The organism is Alphaproteobacteria bacterium (genome assembly GCA_019695395.1).
Taxonomy (GTDB): Bacteria; Pseudomonadota; Alphaproteobacteria; order JAEUKQ01; family JAIBAD01; genus JAIBAD01.
This window is the reverse complement of record JAIBAD010000007.1, coordinates 35,944-54,574: the sequence shown is the minus strand read 5'-3', so window position 1 is coordinate 54,574 and position 18,631 is coordinate 35,944. Positions and strand designations below refer to the sequence as shown.

Annotated in this window: 19 protein-coding genes; 12 read left to right on the top strand and 7 right to left on the bottom strand. The window is 33.6% G+C overall.

Translation table 11 applies throughout. The features are described 5' to 3' along the window. The 3 genes from K1X44_02310 to K1X44_02300 all read right to left on the bottom strand — a co-directional run. Positions 1 to 901 (bottom strand): ABC transporter permease subunit (locus K1X44_02310; GenBank protein ID MBX7146124.1); only part of this gene is annotated, 901 nt, incomplete at its 3' end. Between the two features lie 14 nt (positions 902 to 915). Beyond that, on the bottom strand, positions 916 to 2,007 hold the full coding sequence (locus tag K1X44_02305; GenBank protein MBX7146123.1) for an ATP-binding cassette domain-containing protein: 1,092 nt from the start codon (positions 2,005 to 2,007) through the stop codon (positions 916 to 918). Between the two features lie 55 nt (positions 2,008 to 2,062). Beyond that, on the bottom strand, positions 2,063 to 3,082 hold the full coding sequence (locus K1X44_02300) for a putative 2-aminoethylphosphonate ABC transporter substrate-binding protein (GenBank protein MBX7146122.1): 1,020 nt from the start codon (positions 3,080 to 3,082) through the stop codon (positions 2,063 to 2,065). Positions 3,083 to 3,358: 276 nt separating this feature from the next. Here K1X44_02300 and K1X44_02295 point away from each other — a divergent pair, with 276 nt between their 5' ends. The 8 genes from K1X44_02295 (at position 3,359) to K1X44_02260 (ending at position 11,405) form a co-directional block, all read left to right on the top strand. Beyond that, positions 3,359 to 4,207, top strand: a complete 849-nt coding sequence (locus K1X44_02295) for a hypothetical protein (GenBank protein ID MBX7146121.1) — start codon at positions 3,359 to 3,361, stop codon at positions 4,205 to 4,207. Positions 4,208 to 4,282: 75 nt separating this feature from the next. Then, a complete protein-coding gene (locus tag K1X44_02290; protein ID MBX7146120.1) occupies positions 4,283 to 6,355 on the top strand; it encodes a molybdopterin oxidoreductase family protein in 2,073 nt (690 codons plus the stop codon). 114 nt (positions 6,356 to 6,469) lie between these two features. Next, positions 6,470 to 6,949: a hypothetical protein gene (locus K1X44_02285; GenBank protein ID MBX7146119.1), complete on the top strand. Its 480-nt coding sequence runs from the start codon at positions 6,470 to 6,472 to the stop codon at positions 6,947 to 6,949. A gap of 22 nt (positions 6,950 to 6,971) precedes the next feature. Next, positions 6,972 to 7,631, top strand: a complete 660-nt coding sequence (locus tag K1X44_02280; GenBank protein ID MBX7146118.1) for an OmpA family protein — start codon at positions 6,972 to 6,974, stop codon at positions 7,629 to 7,631. A gap of 176 nt (positions 7,632 to 7,807) precedes the next feature. Beyond that, the gene (locus K1X44_02275) at positions 7,808 to 8,545 is read left to right on the top strand and encodes a hypothetical protein (protein MBX7146117.1); all 738 of its coding nucleotides are present in this window, start codon (positions 7,808 to 7,810) and stop codon (positions 8,543 to 8,545) included. A gap of 190 nt (positions 8,546 to 8,735) precedes the next feature. Further along, a complete protein-coding gene (locus K1X44_02270) occupies positions 8,736 to 9,167 on the top strand; it encodes a hypothetical protein (GenBank protein MBX7146116.1) in 432 nt (143 codons plus the stop codon). 22 nt (positions 9,168 to 9,189) lie between these two features. After that, positions 9,190 to 10,071, top strand: a complete 882-nt coding sequence (gene galU / locus K1X44_02265) for a UTP--glucose-1-phosphate uridylyltransferase GalU (GenBank protein ID MBX7146115.1) — start codon at positions 9,190 to 9,192, stop codon at positions 10,069 to 10,071. A 26-nt stretch (positions 10,072 to 10,097) separates the two neighbouring features. Then, on the top strand, positions 10,098 to 11,405 hold the full coding sequence (locus tag K1X44_02260; GenBank protein MBX7146114.1) for a UDP-glucose/GDP-mannose dehydrogenase family protein: 1,308 nt from the start codon (positions 10,098 to 10,100) through the stop codon (positions 11,403 to 11,405). 98 nt (positions 11,406 to 11,503) lie between these two features. Here the strand turns inward: K1X44_02260 and K1X44_02255 are convergent, their stop codons facing one another. Beyond that, positions 11,504 to 12,793: a D-alanyl-D-alanine carboxypeptidase gene (locus tag K1X44_02255; GenBank protein MBX7146113.1), complete on the bottom strand. Its 1,290-nt coding sequence runs from the start codon at positions 12,791 to 12,793 to the stop codon at positions 11,504 to 11,506. A gap of 401 nt (positions 12,794 to 13,194) precedes the next feature. Between K1X44_02255 and clpS the strand changes: the two genes are divergently transcribed. The 4 genes from clpS (at position 13,195) to K1X44_02235 (ending at position 17,051) form a co-directional block, all read left to right on the top strand. Then, positions 13,195 to 13,518, top strand: coding sequence for an ATP-dependent Clp protease adapter ClpS (clpS, locus tag K1X44_02250; GenBank protein MBX7146112.1), 324 nt, complete (start codon positions 13,195 to 13,197; stop codon positions 13,516 to 13,518). Continuing rightward, positions 13,518 to 15,788: an ATP-dependent Clp protease ATP-binding subunit ClpA gene (gene clpA / locus K1X44_02245; GenBank protein ID MBX7146111.1), complete on the top strand. Its 2,271-nt coding sequence runs from the start codon at positions 13,518 to 13,520 to the stop codon at positions 15,786 to 15,788. Before clpS ends, clpA begins: the two co-directional genes overlap by 1 nt. 67 nt (positions 15,789 to 15,855) lie before the next feature. Next, complete coding sequence (locus K1X44_02240) at positions 15,856 to 16,707, top strand: sel1 repeat family protein (protein ID MBX7146110.1); 852 nt, start codon at positions 15,856 to 15,858, stop codon at positions 16,705 to 16,707. Positions 16,708 to 16,778: 71 nt separating this feature from the next. Continuing rightward, positions 16,779 to 17,051, top strand: a complete 273-nt coding sequence (locus tag K1X44_02235) for a hypothetical protein (protein MBX7146109.1) — start codon at positions 16,779 to 16,781, stop codon at positions 17,049 to 17,051. A 186-nt stretch (positions 17,052 to 17,237) separates the two neighbouring features. Here the strand turns inward: K1X44_02235 and K1X44_02230 are convergent, their stop codons facing one another. From K1X44_02230 to K1X44_02220, 3 genes are all read right to left on the bottom strand, one after another. Continuing rightward, a complete protein-coding gene (locus K1X44_02230; GenBank protein ID MBX7146108.1) occupies positions 17,238 to 17,681 on the bottom strand; it encodes a hypothetical protein in 444 nt (147 codons plus the stop codon). A 339-nt stretch (positions 17,682 to 18,020) separates the two neighbouring features. Continuing rightward, complete coding sequence (locus K1X44_02225) at positions 18,021 to 18,263, bottom strand: hypothetical protein (protein MBX7146107.1); 243 nt, start codon at positions 18,261 to 18,263, stop codon at positions 18,021 to 18,023. Between the two features lie 83 nt (positions 18,264 to 18,346). Continuing rightward, positions 18,347 to 18,631, bottom strand: coding sequence for a hypothetical protein (locus K1X44_02220; protein MBX7146106.1), 285 nt, complete (start codon positions 18,629 to 18,631; stop codon positions 18,347 to 18,349).

Sequence of the window (18,631 nt, the reverse complement as noted above, 5' to 3'; positions counted from 1 at the left end):
GTGCTGGGATTAAAGATAAAATGAATAAAATAGAATTTTTAATCATACTGGGTTTTGGTTGATAAGGAATAGCATGAGGCATAAAGGTAATTTTTTGTTTTTTAAAAAAAAGATAATCAATGCAAAAAATCATTAAACTTGGTAGTAATAAAAGAACCGCCACAACAGAACCCAAAGAAAAATTATATTGGCCAATAATATATTGATAAATGTCGGTTGCTAAAACACGGTAATTTCCCCCAACAATGGCGGGTACCCCAAAATCTGTTAGGCTTGTAATGAAAACAATTAAAAATGTTTTAAAAAGGCCTGACTTACATATTGGCCAAATGATAGATGTAAAAATACGTAATTTTGATGTACGTAACATATAGGCTGCATCAAATAATCTTTGATCAAAAAGAGAAAGGGATGTCATAAGGATTAAAACAGCATAGGGAAAACTATAAAAAACTTCTCCCATAATAATTCCAAATGGACCGTAAAAAGGATAAGGAAGTAAAAATTTAATTAATCCTTGATTGCCAAAAAGATAAATAAGACCCAATCCCGGTAATAAAGATGGACAAAATAAGGGGATAGAAATAACAAGCTCGATTATTTTTTTATTTTTTAACGTAGAATGTTGTAAGGCATAGGCACATATAAAAGCAAAAAATGTTGTTATAAAGCCTGTTGATAAAGCAATAATCAAGCTATGCCAAATGCTTTCGACTACACCATATTTTGTAAAATAAGAAAAATAATTATCTACGCCAACAAACGTACCTTCTTCGGTATAAAAACTTTTTATTAGAAGATTAAAGAGAGGCACAAAAATAGTCAAAATTAAATAGAAAGCAATAAAGCATAAAATAATTTTAATGGTTTTTTTTTCTTTAAGGCTTAATATATTAATCATAATTATTACATAATTTATTGATAAATTTTTATAAATTTCTTGGGTAATTCTAACCAAATTTTATCTGTTACATTTAAATGAAATTCATCATAATGCTGGGTTGATAGATCAACAATAATTTCTATATGCGGGATTTGCTCTAGGTGAAAATGGATTCGATAAAAAGGTCCCATAAAATTAATGTGTTTTATTGATCCATATATAGGCATATGAGTTAAATTATTTGTTGGGTTTTTGACAAGTTTAATGTGTTCAGGTCTGATACTTAGATGAACTTGTTCACCAATTTTATAATTGGATGCATCATCATGCTCAAAAGATAGAGAACCAATTAATAGACTATGTTGGCTTGTAATTTGGGCAGGTAAAATATTTGTAAGTCCTATAAATTTAGCCATAAAAAGACTGTTAGGCTCACCATAAATTTCTTTAGGTGTACCTATTTGTTTGATTTCCCCTTCATGAAGCACGATAATTTGATCTGCCAAAAGAAACGCTTCTTCTTGATCATGGGTTACAAAAATAGTTGTTAAATTAAATTGATAATGGAATTCTATAATAATTTTTTGAAGGGCAATTCGTATTTGATTATCAAGAGCCGACAAAGGTTCATCAAGGAGAAGAATATCAGGCTTAAGAGCAAGGCTTCGTGCTAAGGCAACACGTTGTTGTTGGCCCGCGGAAAGTTGCCAGGGATATTTGTGGCGGTGCATTTGAAGATGCATAGCATCACAAAAAAAATCTATATCTTCTGCAATTTTTGATTTAGGCGTATGTAAATTTTGTAAGCCAAACGCAATATTTTGTTCAACTGTTAGATTTGGAAATAAAGCATAATTTTGAAAAACAATACCAAAATTTCTTTCTTGGACAGATAAAGGTGAAATATCCTGATCATGCCAAAAAATCTGTCCTTTTGTTGGGTGGTCTAATCCCGCAATAATCCGAAGCAAGGTTGTTTTACCTGATCCTGAAGGTCCAAGAAAACAGGTAAAAGAACCTTGGGGTATTGTGACGGTTAAATCATTTAAAACAAAAAATGATCCGTATGTTTTGCATATTTTATGAAGAACAAGGTTGCTTTTTTTATGATTAGAAAAATTCATACCAATCAATTAAATAAAATAGTGTCATTTAGATTATATCTGACTTTTTTATTAATTATTGGGGTGCATTTTTTTGACCATAACGTTTTTCCCATTCTTCTACAATACGGTCGTGATTTTCCGCGGCCCACAATAAATCATTTTTAATAAGCAATTCTTCTTCTCCTTCTGGATATCCAGGAATTTGGGGTTTAATACCAGGATACGCAACAACAGAATAGCCGTGGCTATAAAGTTCATTAGCTTTTTTGCTTGCTGCAAAATCCAAAAGACGTTTAGCCATTTCAAGTTTTTTGGTACCTTTCATAATGGCAGCCCCTTCCATTTCCCATCCTAGTCCTTCTTTGGGTAGAATAATATCAAGAGGGGCACCCTTATTTTTTTCCATAACCCCAAGATAGGCATAAGAAATCCCAATAGGATATTCGCCGCGTCCTGTTTCTGTACAAGGTTTAGACCCAGAATGAAGATACGTTCCAATATTTTTATGAAGGTCGTCCATATAGGCCCAAGCCTTTTGTTCACCCATAGTTTGAATCCATGCGGAAACTGTCAAATATCCCGTCCCAGATGAATTGGGATTTGGCATCACAATATGATTTTTATATTCTGGTTTTAATAAATCCTGCCATGATGATGGTTTAGATAGATTTAATTTTTTTGCTTCCTTGGTATTAAAACAAATAGCAGATGCCCACGCATCCATACCAATCCAACTTGGAATCCTGTCTTGATCTTTGAAATTTGCTTTTAAATTATGACTATCAGGTGAGGCATAAGGTTCTAACATATTTTGCTTTTTTAAAACCATCAAACTGGTTGCGGCTATTCCCCAGATTACATCAGCTTGGCGGTTGTTTTTTTCTGCTAATAATCTTGCAGTAATTGGGCCAGTTGAATCCCGTACCCATTCAAGATTTATATTTGGATGAACTTGCTTGAAAGCGTCTTCGTAAATTTTGGTTTGATTGGCGTCAAAAACTGTATACACAACAAGTGTATCTTGGGCATAACCAAATGTGGATAAAAATAAAAGACAGCCTATCAGTAAGGAGAAAAAAATATTTTTTTTCATGGGACACCTTTCATAGAAAAATTATGAAAAAACAATCATTTCATTATTAAAGTTATTTTTAACCCATTCCACAAATAAAGAAAAAGCATAGCACTTATGCAATTTAAGAAAAGAATAAAATAGGATGAAATTTAACCAATCGTTCCTTTTTTATTTCATATGGCTTTATATTTAAGAGGAATATGGAACAAAGCTTGCAAAATTTTTTTCATACCCTACACTTATTTTTTGAACTTAAAAATAAATAAAATTAAAATTCTAAATATTGTTGAATTTATGAATTGGCTTTCTGATCAAATAGCAGACTATAAAATTCCTATAGGTTTATGGGTAAAATTTTTATTAGATTGGCTTGTAACAAATCTTTCATCTATCCTAAATGGCATTGAAAAATTTTTTATTATTATTTTGGGTGGCAGTATGGATTTGGTGGCACACATACCGCCTTTGATGTTTATTCTTGTTATTGTTGTAATTCTTTATGTTTTATTTAAACGTTGGGGGATTTGTTTGGTAACAAGTGGGTGTGCCCTTCTTATTTTAAATTTTGGGTTATGGATTCCTACGATGGAAACATTAATTTTAGTTTTACTAGCCATTTTTATGGCAGGATTCCTTTCATTTTGTTTGGCCTTACTTATTGGTTTTATTGATCCTTTTTGTCATTTTTTTTTCCCTTTTTTTGAATGGGCAAAAACATGGCCAATTTTTGTTTATTTAATTCCGCCTATTATATTTTTTGGTGTTGGATTGGTTGCAGGTTTTATAGCGGTATTAATCTATATTATGCCAGGGTTTATTCTATCGCTTGCCAAATCAATTCAAACGCATGCCCATAAAAAAAGAAAAGAGGGGGAGAATTTATTCCATTTTTATGGGTTGGTTATTTTGATGGTCATCACAAAAACCTTACCTTTGATTGTTCATCAAAGTTTGCCAAGAGCTTTATCCATGGTGTTGATTGCCTCTCTTATTGGGCTTGGGGGCCTTGGCGCCTTGACTATCCATGCAATTAATATGGCAGATATTGATCAAGTTTTCGAAGCAGGCTTTGCCATTTTGCTTTTATCTGCTTTGCTTTATTACATAAGCCATAAAAAATTTAGCGGATTGGTTTCAAAATAAGGACATGTGTTAAAATGATTATGGGTAATTTATCTGTAAATCCTCTTTCCAATAAAAATTATTATTAATAACATTATGGAGAATGTACAAACATTTCATTCTGTCTGTCCTCATGATTGTCCTAGCACCTGTGCTCTTGATATAGAATATAAAGGAAATAATCGCATCGGCCGCATTCATGGTGCCCGTGATCAAGCTTATACAGCGGGTATTGTATGTGCAAAGGTTGCTCGTTATTACGAACGTCAACACCATAAAGATCGTTTAACTATGCCTATGCAACGTATAGGGGATAAGGGATGTGGGATTGATGGCTTTAAACCTATATTCTGGGACCAGGCACTTGATAATATAAGTGAAAAATTAATTAAAATTGCTGCAATTTATGGGCCTGAGGCTATTTGGCCATATTTTTATGCAGGAACCATGGGTTTGGTTCAACGTGATGGTATTCAAAGATTACGCCATGTTATGGGATATTCAGGTCAAAAATCTACAATATGTACAACCTTGGCCGATCAAGGATGGATGGCAGGTGTGGGTATTAAATATGGTGTTGATGCCAGAGAAATCGAACATTCTGACCTTATTATTATGTGGGGTGGGAATCCGGTAGCTACCCAGGTTAATCTTATGACCCATATTACGAAGGCCCGTAAAGAAAAAGGGGCAAAATTTATTGTTATTGATCCTTATCGTACTGCTACAGCTGAAAGCGCAGATCAACATCTTATGGTAAAACCGGGAACAGATGGGGCGCTAGCTTGTGCAATGATGCATGTTTTATTTAAAGAAGATTATATTGATTGGGATTATGTACATACCTATACAGATGATCCCGAAGGGTTAAAGCAGCATCTTGTCACGCGTACGCCTGAATGGGCATCATCAATTACAGGTCTATCTACGGATGAGATAACAGATTTTGCCAAACTTTATGGACAAACAAAACGCAGCTTTATTCGCATTGGATATGGTTTTTCAAGATCACGCAATGGATCTGTTAACGTTCATGCTGTTACTTGTCTTCCTGCCCTAACGGGGGCATGGCGTTATGAAGGGGGTGGGGCACTTTATAGTCAAGGAAGGGATTTATATAAGCTTGATAAAACGTTAATCGAAGGATTGGATTATTTAAACCCAAATGTTCGTATGCTTGATCAATCCCGAATTGGCCCAATTTTGAATGGCAACAAAACTGATCTTGGAAATGGCCCACCTATTAAAGCTTTATTCATTCAAAATACGAATCCTATAAATGTATGCCCTGATTCAAACCAAGTTTACCAAGGAATGTCCAGAAAAGATTTATTTATATGTGTCCACGAGCAATTTTTAACAGAAACCGCATCGATGGCGGATATTGTGCTTCCTGCCACCACTTTTTTGGAGCATGATGATTTTTACGTGGCGGGCGGTCATACTTATTTACAATTAGGTCCTAAGATCTTAGAACCTTTGGGTCAAGCGCGATCGAACCATTGGGTTATTTGTGAGTTAGCTAAGCGTTTGGGGGCTAAACACCCAGGTTTTAATTTGACGGAGATTGAGATTATTGACCAAACATTAAAAATGTCAGGTAAACCCGGCATTGATTATTTTCAAAAAAATAAATGGTTGGATTGTGCCCTTGATTTTAAAGAAGCCCATTTTCTAAATGGCTATGGGCATAAGGATCGAAAATTTCATTTTAAACCCAATTGGTCTTTTACGGATCATTCTGGATCTTTACCCCTATGGCCTGATTATTATGAAAATATTGACCAAAGTAATGATATCCACCCTTTTCGGTTGGTGACGGCACCTGCTAGACAGTTTTTAAATACAACTTTTACCCAAACCCCAACATCTAGAAAACGTGAAAATAGACCAACATTATTAATTCATCCTCAAGATTGTTATCATTTGAATATAAAAGAAGGTGATCTTGTGACCATTGGTAATAAACAAGGATCATTGAAAATCCATGTGAAATTTTTTGATGGGGTACAACCGGGTGTTGTGGTGGTTGAAAGCATATGGCCATCAAAAGATTTTGTTGAAGGTAAGGGGATTAACGTTTTAACCAGTGTGGATCCTGGGTTTCCAGCTGGTGGAGCAGTTTTTCATGATACAGCAATATGGATTAAGTCTGATACAATTAGATAAAATTTTATTAATTTATTTAACAGATTGCTTTTAAATAAACTTGATTTTTAATTAAAAATTTGATATGACTTAAAAAGTGTCTGGTTGGTCTTTACAAAAATGAAAAGGGTTAAAATGTTTAAAAATTTCTTTAAATATGCTTTTGTTATAGGAATTGTTTTAGGCAATTCTTTTTTATTTTTACCCCAATATGCTATATCCCAAACACCTGAACCCATTGTTCATGATTATGATATTCAAGGTATAACAGTTAAAATTACTGAATTGAAAAGAACTGGGGATGATATTGTAACTTTGCGTTGGGTCTATATCAATAATACAGATCAACCTATAGAATTAGCAGATAGTGGAAACCCCTATCTTTTGGGAAAAGAACATTATTTACTAGATTTAAAAGATAAAAAACAATATGAAGTTTTAACAACAAATGGGTATCCTTTGGGTCGTAAACATGGGGATAAGGTTGTTGTTGCACCTAAATCTGAATATGCGATGTGGGTACGTTTTCCAGCCCCACCCAAAGATGTAAAAGCAATTGATGTTTATATTGATAAGGTTGGTGAACCTTTTGAAAAGGTTACGATAACCGAATAATTTTTCCTAAAGGAATTATGTTTTGAAAAGGTACCTTTTGTATTTTATATGCTTTGTTGGTTTTTTGCTTCCAGTATTATTAAATGCGCAAACCAAAGACGATACAAGTGACGATCCAACCAATCTACCAATACCTTCATCGCACAATAAAACGATTAATAATGTTTTGGTGACAATTAATAAAGTACAAGCAACAATTGCCAGCGTTCAAGGCAATAGCAATAATGTTCAAACGACATCCAATGATTTGACGAAGGATTTGCACAATTTACAACAAAATACCAATGGGATTAAAATAACAGAAACTGAAACGGAATTAAAGATCGAGGTATTAGGGGATATTTTATTTGATTTTAATAAGATAACATTGCGTCCGTCAGCAAACGAAACATTGAAAAAAATTGCTGAGTTTTTAAACCGTCAACAGGTTAAACAATTGAAAATAGCAGGACATACCGATTCCATAGGTACAGAGCCGTATAATCAAAATTTATCTAAAAAACGTGCGGAAACAGTCCGAGATTGGTTTTTAAAAAATCTACAACAAAAGCCAACAATTAAGGTTGAAGCTTATGCGGCACGCCAGCCCGTTGCACCCAATCAACATCCAGATGGTTCTGACAATCCAGAAGGACGACAACAAAATCGTCGTGTTGAAATTTTTGTTCCTAAAAATAGTTAATTTTACTAAAATAATTTTAAAAATTTTTTGGCTTAATTTAGCCATATTGTATAATTACAAATTAAAAACTCTATTTTTATGGATATTACTTATCAATACAATAATTATTTTAAAGGATTCGGTAAATGAATATAAAAAACGAACAAATTATTGATTTACGAGAAGATGAAATAATGATGAATAAATTACCAGAAATTACTTTATATTTTTGGATTATGAAAATATGTGCAACAACTTTGGGTGAAACGGCTGGTGACCTTTTATCGATGACAATGAATGTTGGTTATGCTGCAAGTTCAATAATTTTAATTAGTATATTTCTAGCTACACTTATTGCACAAATGATGGCTAAAAAACATTATGCTTTGCTTTATTGGTTAGTCATACTTTCAACAAGTACGGCAGGCACAACAATGTCTGATTATATGGATCGAACTTTGGGGCTGGGTTATGCAACAGGGTCGGCAATTTTAATTTGTATTCTTATCGCTATTCTTATGATATGGCGTTTTAATGTGGGGTCTTTATCTGTAACCAATATTAAAACTGTAAAAGTCGAATTGTTTTATTGGATTACCATACTGTTTTCAAATACTTTAGGAACTGCTTTAGGTGATTTTTTAGCGGACGATTCAGGGCTTGGGTTTGCGGGTGGTGCGCTTTTAATCAGCGGTATTTTAGCTTTAATAGCTTTAGCTGCATTTTATACACGCATTTCAAAGGTTGTGTTATTTTGGTTAGCTTTTATTTTAACACGTCCATTTGGGGCTACGTTGGGTGACTTTTTAACCAAGACGCATGAAAAAGGTGGATTAGACCTGGGTACAGTTGATTCATCGCTTGTTCTTGCTGTCATACTTTTGATTGTAATTGCCTATACAAGCCTAAGAAAAAATCAATATGTCACAAGTTAATATGAACTTATAAATTGAAAGGAAGATAAGATTAATTTTATCTTCCTTAATTTTTATAATTTAAATAACAAAACTTTAAATTAAATTGCATAATCCCTATATAATCCATGATAATGAAAATTATAAGAAAATCTTATCTTTTCGAATGAAACATGCTATGAATGCACAATTATATTTAAATAGGGTGAAGATGAATATCGTCCAAATTATGTCATGGGTTATTTTAGGATTTACAATTATATTTTTAGTTGTTCTTTGTTTTGCTGGATTATGGCTTTTTGCTTTTTTTGTTAGTTTGATTGCCTTGATTGGTAGAATTATATTATGGCCCTTGCTCAGGGTAAAAAGTATAAAAAATTTGGAAACTGGCCCAATTCTTCATGAAGAAAAAATTCATAAAGATGTTTCAGAATCAAAAATTATGCAGGCAACATTTTTAAAAATTAGCCTCGACCAAGAAGGTCAAGTTATCGATGGATTTATTACAAGTGGCCCGGAAGTAGGTTCAAGGTTAAGCGAGCTAAAATCAGAAACATTGCAGACGCTTTTGAACTATTATCGTACTCATGACAATCGGTCCGCGTTTCTTCTTTCTGCTTATTTAGATAAACAAAAATCATAATTTATAATTTTAGGGAAATATAATGGTTAAACCTGTACGTAAAGCAATTTTTCCTGTCGGTGGTTTAGGCACAAGATTTTTACCTGCAACCAAGGCTATGCCCAAAGAAATGTTAACCGTTGTGGATAAACCTTTAATACAATATGCCGTTGAAGAAGCCAAAGCTGCGGGTATTGAACAGTTTATTTTTGTAACAGGACGGGGTAAAACTGTTATTGAAGATCATTTTGATTATTCATTTGAACTTATGGAAACTTTGCGGCAACGTGGCAAATCAAAAGAAATTAGGGATTTGGCAGATATTTTACCCTTGCCAGGGCAGGCTATTTATTTACGGCAACAAGAACCTTTGGGTTTGGGGCACGCTGTATGGTGCGCAAGGCATCTTATCCATGATGAACCTGTGGCGGTATTGTTGGCTGACGATTTGATTTTGGCAGAACCTCCTTGTTTGAAACAAATGGTAGATATTTATGAAAAGGTTGATGGTAATGTAGTCGCTGTTATGGATGTGCCACGCGATCAAACGAACCGCTATGGAATTTTAAAGGTTGGTACAGATAAAGGTTCAATGGTAGAAGTTAAGGGTTTAGTTGAAAAACCTGATCCGGCGCACGCACCATCAACACTTTCAATTATTGGACGATATATTTTGCAGCCTGGCATCTTTAATATTTTAGATCGAAAAGAAAGAGGGTCGGGTGGGGAAATTCAACTTACCGATGCTATGGCCCATATGATTGGGGATGTGCCTTTTCATGGGTATCGTTTTTCAGGCAAACGTTTTGATTGTGGGGATAAAATTGGCTTTTTTGAAGCCAATCTTGCTTTTGCTTTAAGACATCCAGATTTTGGGGTAACAATTCACAATATTGTTAAAGATTATAGCACCAAGACCAAATAATCTTTACTAAGGAAAGAAATGCCATGATACATATTGCGATGGTAGGGGCAGGGTATGTAGGATTAGTGTCAGGAGCATGTTTCTCTGAATTTGGATTTGAGGTTACATGTATTGATCATGATACTGGTAAAATTAAAGAATTACAGCAAGGACGATTACCAATTTATGAACCAGATTTGGAAAATCTGGTTCATCGTAATCAAAAAAGCCGTCGTTTGTCTTTTACAACTGATTTGCAAAATGCTGTTAAAAAAGCAGATGTGATTTTTATTGCGGTTGGGACACCAGAAAGACGGGGAAGCGGGCATGCTGATTTACGTTTTATTTATGATGCAGCAAAGCAAATTGCCCATTGTATGGGTGGATATAAAATCATTGTTACTAAATCAACTGTGCCTATAGGTACAGGGAAAAAAATAAAGGAAATTATAAAAAAAATACGCCCATCCATAAAATTTGATATAGTTTCCAATCCGGAATTTTTACGAGAAGGATCAGCAATTAATGATTTTATGCGCCCTGATCGTGTTATTATTGGTGTTGAAACAGAAGAGGCATATCAATTCATGTGCCAATTATATAGACCTCTTTATCTAAGAGAAACCCCTATTGTACGTACCAGCTTGGAAAGTGCTGAAATAATCAAATACGCTTCAAATAGCTTCTTGGCCATGAAGGTAACTTTTATTAATCAAATATCTGATTTATGTGAAAAGGTAGGTGCCAATGTTCAAGATGTAGCCAAGGGTATTGGTCTTGATGGGCGTATAGGGCAAAAATTTTTACATGCGGGACCCGGATTTGGTGGATCGTGTTTTCCCAAAGATACTAAAGCTTTTATTCGAACTGCTAAAGAATATAAAACGCCGCAACTTCTGGTTGAAGCAACAATAAAAATTAATCAGAATCGTAAAGTTAATATGGCAGCACGTATCATTAAAATTGCGGGACCTCGTCTGAAAGGTAAAAAAATTGCCATATTAGGTTTGACTTTTAAACCTAATACGGATGATGTCCGTGAAAGTATTGCTTTAACCATTTTACCCGCTCTTCACAAAAAGGGTGCAAAGCTGTTTGTTTTTGATCCTTACGGAATGGCAGAAATGAAAAAGCATATAAATTATGTAACTTATTGTGATCATGCCTATGAAACGATGAAACAGGCAGATCTTTTAGTTATTTTAACAGAATGGAATGAATTTCGGGCGTTAAATTTATCGAAGATAAAAAAGCTATTACATAATCCTGTGATTATTGATTTACGTAACATTTATAATCCAATAGATATGCAAAAATTCGGGTTTTCTTATTATTCCCTTGGCCGTAAGGCCTAACCTTTAAGCCTGGGCCGCAAGGCCTAACTTTTAAAACTGGCCCCAAGACTTAATTTTTAGAATTGGTCGTAAGGCTTAATTTAGTCACAATAAATATTTTAAGATAATTGTAATACAGCACAAGATTGTTTCTTAGATTTTAACACAGTGCATATGCTTTGTGCTTTATCTTTATTGACAAGTCCACCGATACGGGCGCGATAAACACGTCCTTTTCCTTGTTTAATTGTATCAACTTTAACAAGAGCCCCACTTTTTTGATTGGCAGGAATGGCTTGTAATGCTTTTTTTGCCGCAGCCATAGCACTATTATATAATTTGTAGCTGCCAACAGATACGCTCCACTTACCAGTTGAAATAGGTGGTTTTGTAATTTTAGGTGGTGCAGCTTTTTTAGGTGTCTCGTAGGGGGAAGATGCCTCATCTGTATCACCCTCTGCTTCAACAGGTACGGGAGATGCTTTAGAATTATTAGCTTCATTCCATTCAAAAGGACCAGGGGGCGGTGTAACAGTTTTATTTGTCCCGTTACTTGTTGATGGATTTTGAAGCATTGAAAATCCACGATCAAATAAACGCATCATATGTTTATCACGCCAGCTTGCAGATTCCCCGCCCAAGACCACGCCTATAAGTCTTTGTCCATTGCGTTTAGCAGAACTAACAAGATTAAACCCTGAGGCTCGAATGAAACCGGTTTTAAGACCATCAGCACCTGCATAATTATTTAGAATACGGTTATGTGTTGTATATTTTCGGCCCTGATAAGAAAAAGCTCTTTCTGAAAAATAAGGATAATAGGCAGGATATTCACGCATAAGGGTTAGTGCTAATGTCGCCATGTCGCGCGCACTTGTTATTTGACCAGAATCTGGGAGTCCAGAGGCATTACGAAATACGGTTTGGATCATTCCAATTTGTTTAGCTTTTGCTGTCATTAATTTAGCAAAATTTTCTTCACTTCCAGCTAATGTTTCTGCTATAGCACAGGCAATATCATTGGCCGAGCGTATAATAATAGCCTTAATAGCTGTCTCCACATTCATACGGGCGCCAGTTTTAACATTCATATTTGTTGCGGGTTTACTTGCAGCACGCTCTGATATAACAATATTTTGATCCATACGTAACTGACCTTTTTCCAAAGCTTCAAACAGTAATAATAAAGTCATCATTTTTGTTAAAGACGCAGGATAAGTAGGTAAGTTAGCATTGGATTCAAATAAAATATTTCCAGTTTGTGCGTTAACAATAATTGATTCATATCGTACAGCTGCAAAAGTTTGTGCTGTAATTAAATAGGACACCCCAAAAAAACTTAATATCAAGAGAATTTTTAATTGATTAAACGTAATTTTATTTAAAAAATTACATAATTTCAGGGGCATTATTATCATCCTTAATTATTTTATCTTATTATTGATTTCAAATTATTCGACTATAATATAAGAATTTTATTTAAGCTAACTTTTTTTAAAATAAAATAGGCATATTAAGTTTAAGCCCATTTTATAATTTTTTTACTATAAAATGAAAAATTTTCATCCATAGATTAATGTTTAAAATAATTGAAATATTTTAATTCCGAAATATTTCTTAAAGAAATTGGATTACATATTTTATAGTTAAACAGAGTAAAATAGCTGTTTTTTTTATAAAACTAAGGTATAATAAAAATAATTATAAGCCTAGTCAAGAATTTAAAGATAAGCTTTTTTGAAAATTTATTTTTAACTTTATTGTGTAATTTTTATTGCATGAAATAGGGTATTAAAAATTTGAGTTATATATGCATAAAAAAAATGAGCCTATAATTATATTGGATGAAAAACCAAATACATTGGTAAAAATGAAATCAAAAAAACCTTCAATGTATAAGGTTTTTTTACATAATGACGACTTTACACCGATGGATTTTGTTGTTCATGTTTTAGAACATTTTTTTCAAAAAAATTATGAAACAGCCAAAGAAATTATGTTACATGTTCATCATCGAGGAATAGGTCTTTGTGGCTTTTATCCTTTTGAGGTGGCTGAAAATAAAATCGCTCAAGTAAGTGATTTTGCAAAACAACATGATTATCCTTTGCAATGTACAATGGAAAAAGAATAATGCTCTCAACTGACCTTGAAAATACGTTAAGACGTGCTTTAAAATGTGCCCATGATCGGCGCCATGAATTCGCAACGCTTGAACATTTATTATGGGCTTTAATGGATGATCCTGATGCTTTGGTTGTTTTTCAAAGGTGTCGTGTCAATTTAAAAAAATTGCGTGGAGATTTAGAACAATTTTTAGATCATCAACTTTCTAATTTGGTTGCGGACCGTTTGGCTGAATCACGACCGACATTAAGTTTTCAACGTGTGGTACAGCGCGCGGTCATCCAAGTAGAATCTGCGAACCGTGAAAAAGTTACTGGGGCAAATTTATTGGTAGCTTTCTTTTCTGAACAAGAAAGCCATGCTGTTTATTTTATGCAAGAGCAAAATATGTCCAAACTTAATACAATGCAAAAAATTGGACACTCCATTCCAGATGTTAAATTGCCAAAGATAAAAGAAGATTATAAAGAAGTTCAAGAAAGTATTAAACCAGAAAACAAACCTAAAGAGGAAACAGTTTCTGATCAAGAAAATGAAGCTTTAAAAAATTACTGTATTAATTTAAATGAAAAAGCCCTTAAAGGTAAGATTGATCCTTTAATTGGGCGGGCCCAGGAAATTGAAAGAACGATCCAAATCTTATGTAGGCGAACCAAAAATAACCCTTTATATGTTGGGGATCCAGGTGTTGGTAAGACAGCCATTGCCGAAGGATTGGCCTATCAAATTGTTCATCATAATGTTCCTTTGATATTAAAAGATTCTGTTGTTTATAGTTTGGATGTTGGGGGGCTATTGGCGGGTACACGGTATCGGGGTGATTTTGAAGAACGCGTTAAAGCTGTTCTTGGAGAATTACAAAATAAAGAACATGCTATATTATTTATTGATGAAATTCATACATTAGTCGGCGCAGGATCAACAAGTGGTGGGGCCATGGATGCATCAAATTTGTTTAAACCTGTTTTGGCAAATGGTGCATTAAAGTGTATAGGGGCCACAACCTATAAAGAATATAAAAATTATTTTGAAAAAGATCGAGCTCTTGCCAGGCGGTTCCAAAAAATTGATGTTCAAGAACCGTCAATTGAAGATTGTATAAAAATTCTTCAAGGACTAAAACCTTATTATGAAAAACATCACAAGGTTCACTATAGCAATGAGGCTATCAAAACAGCTGTAGATCTTTCTGTGCGTTATATATCAGAACGGAAATTGCCAGATAAAGCTATTGATATTTTGGATGAAGCGGGTGCCAAACATATGATGCGTAGTATGGGAAGAAAAGTTAAAAAAATTGTCCCAAAAGATATCGAAGATGTGGTAGCTGAACTTGCTCGTGTACCAATTAAAGAAGTGTCTTTAGACGATCAAAAAATGCTTAAGAATTTACACCATACTTTACAAAAGATGGTTTTTGGTCAAGAAAAACCAATTCAAGAATTGGTTGATGCTATTAAATTATCGCGTGCTGGGTTGCGGGATAAAGAAAAACCTATTGGGTGTTATTTGTTTGCTGGCCCCACAGGTGTTGGTAAAACAGAAATTGCCAAACAATTGGCTGATGGTTTAAATATAAAACTTCTTCGTTTTGATATGTCTGAATATATGGAACGGCATGCAGTTTCAAGACTTTTGGGCGCACCCCCTGGTTATGTAGGCTTTGATCAAAATGGATTATTAACAGATGCGGTTGATCAGCATCCTTATGCTGTTTTATTATTGGATGAAATTGAAAAAGCCCATCCTGATATTTTCAATATTCTTTTGCAAGTGATGGATCATGGGTCTTTAACAGATCATAATGGTAAAGTAGTTAATTTCCGTAATGTGATCCTTATTATGACAACAAATGCAGGGGCAACAGAAATGGCTAAATCGCCAATTGGTTTTGGTCGTGAAGAAAGAATAGGTGATGATCTAGAGCAAATTAACAAACTTTTTTCCCCAGAATTTCGTAATCGTCTTGATGCGATTATAAGTTTTAATTCTTTAGATTTTAATATTGTGATAAAAATTGTTGATAAATTTATAGATAATCTTAATAGACAATTGATAGAACGAAAAGTTATATTAGAAGTTGATAAAAAAGCAAAACAATGGCTTGCAGAAAAAGGATATGATCGTTTTTTTGGGGCCCGTCCTTTAGCCCGTATAATTCAAGAACATATTAAAAAACCATTGGCTGAAGAATTATTGTTTGGATGTCTTAAAAAAGGTGGCAAAGTTCATGTTGGATATGATTCAGACCAATTAACCTTACATTATTCATCGTAAAGATTCTTTAATCTTTATAGGTTATTTTATAAGTATAATTTATTTTTATTTTAAAAGGTTGTTTTCCGTGAAAAGAATAAAAAATTTCATCGTTTTTTTTGCTATTTTAATGTGTTTCAATGCGGTTGAACTTTATGCTGCAACAAATGTTGAAGAAGCATGGGATGCCATTAAGCGTAATGATTATGTAGATGCTCTTACTCTTTTTAATGATTTGGCTAATCAAGGTAATCCCGAAGGCCAATATGGCCTGGGCTATATGTATAGCCGTGGTTTGGGTGTTAATAAAGATTTAGAAGAATCCATAAAATTTTATCAACAAGCTGCAAAAGCTGGACATTTAGTGGCTATTGTTAATTTAGGCTATGCATATGATTTTGCTTTGGGTGTGCCTAGAGATCAAAAACAAGCTGAATACTGGTATCAACAGGCAGCTAACAGAGGTGATTATACAGGTATGAATAATTTGGCTTATAGCTGGGTCCAATCTGATCGTAATTTGGAACAAGCGTATGATTTAATTGTTAAAGTTTTGGCGCATAACCCAGATAATGTATCAGCCTTAGATACATATGGATGGATTTTATATAAGCTTGCCCGTTATGAAGAATCTGTCCCGCCCTTATGTCAAGCAGCATTAGGAGAACCTGGGAATCCAGAAATTCGGTTGCATCTTGGGGATGCCTATTGGCAAGTAGGATTACCAGATCAAGCACGACAAGAATGGCAACAAGCATTGGATTTACATAAAGGTCAGCAATTTTTAAGCGAAAATGGAAGTAACTATCTTGGTGTACAACAAACATTAGATTGGGAAAATAATATTCATAACAAAATTGCAAATGGGATTGAAGGAACACCACCTTTAAAAACAGATCCAGCTAGATTTGCAAATAAATGTTTACGTCCAATTTCCTAAAGTCCATTTTTTTGAAAATTGAGTTATTATTTTAATTTAAAACTTTATAGTTAACTTACATTGGATCAACTGTGCCAGTTCTCCCTCATCAAAAAGCTTGGTTTAAGGTAAAAAATTATGGGTTGGGTGCCTATCCTATAAGTTGGCAGGGCTGGCTTTGTTTATTTATTCATATATGTTTATTTACAATTCTTCTTGTGTGGTTTTTAAATCTTCAAGATTTGAATTTTATTCCTATAGGTATAGCAATATTGATTATGGTTGTTTTAATGACAAGCATAATTTGGATTGCTTGGAAAAAATCGGATCAAAATTGGCAATGGCGATGGGGTCAAAAAAAATAGCATGATTTAATTAAGATAATAGCAATAATATAATTGAATATTTTTTTCATTTTTGTAAATTTTATATTTCTTAATTTAGTTGCTATTATTTTTGTTTATATATCAATTTTGTTCAATAAAAACAATTCTTCTTGTTAGCTTATTTACCTGCATGAATAAGTTAAATTGTTCTTAGGACATTAGAAATTAACTTATTGGCAAATCAACAAAGCCACTATGGTTTTGTACCATAGTTTGCATTTTATCCATTCTTTTCTGTTGGGTTTTGGATGGGTTTTGAGATCGAGGCATAGATTTCTTAGGGTTCAGGCGATTAACCAACCATTTGCTGCTACCAATGACCATCCTGCTATAGGATAGGCGCTGCGATGGGGTTAAAGATGTATCATGTTCCAATAACTGTTGCGCTTTTCTAACAATACTGGCCACACGGTCGGTAATAAGATCGCTATGAATTCTTCTGGCTTTTTCATACAGGGTGAAGAAATCAGTCTCTTCCATCAACCAAGCCATGATTTGAGGCAGAGGTGGAAAATCATTATTCTCACCATCAAGTTTTTCTAAACTATACCCCATGGCGAGTTGAATACAGATTTGTTTCCCAAGTTCAGCATCATATAGAATAGACATTTCATTTCCCTTTCTTATCAAAAATTCATAAAAAAGCCCCACTGGCGCATTAAATGCGCCAATAAAAAAACCCTTGTCCAAGGACAAGGGCTTTAAATGGCTTTTTATTAAAATGGCGTAGATACAATAATTCAATTATGACGACATCTAACACATTCCAATTACTTTGTCAAGTGAATTCTTACCAGCCTATCCATAAACCTTTATTTTATTTAGGATTTACGCCAATTTTTAAGGGAATTATTTTTTATAAAATCTTTTAAATTTATTAAATAATGATGATATTTTATAAAATAAAAAGGCTATTTTTAAATAGCCTTTTTATTTAGTTATTAAAAATTAATCTTCAATTTCTTTTGATTGTGTTTCTTTAATGCTTGATCTTTCTTTTATATCATTGTCATAGCTATCGCTTATTGACGCAATGGGTTGGTGACTGCTGTTTAAAGAAGGCCAGGGTGCGCTTGTACCAGGATAATCACCTGGTTTTGGTTGGGGTGGTGTAGAAGAACGACAAGCAGATAATAGAATAATTAAGATTAAGATAGTTAATCTAAAAAATATTTTATTCATATAAAACATAATTTTCCCCCTTACTAAATTATGGAATTACATTTTACATATAAAATATTAGTTAATTATCTATTAATTATTTTTATATCAAATTATTTAATTTTCTTTAATGAGTCATGATGACCCACATCAAAAGCTATATAATAAACACCTTTATCATCATATTCTTCGTATAGATATAATCTATCACCTTGATTAAGACGACATTCATACATATTTTTAGGTTTTATACCGCGTACTTTTTTAAATTGAGATCCAGGTGCTTTGGGATTATCAATAATGTATGCAATTTTTTCTTCAATTTTTTTTACTAACTTTGGATTCTTTAATTTTTTTAAAGAAGCAAAAAATCCTTCAGCATAAATTATTCGTAGCAT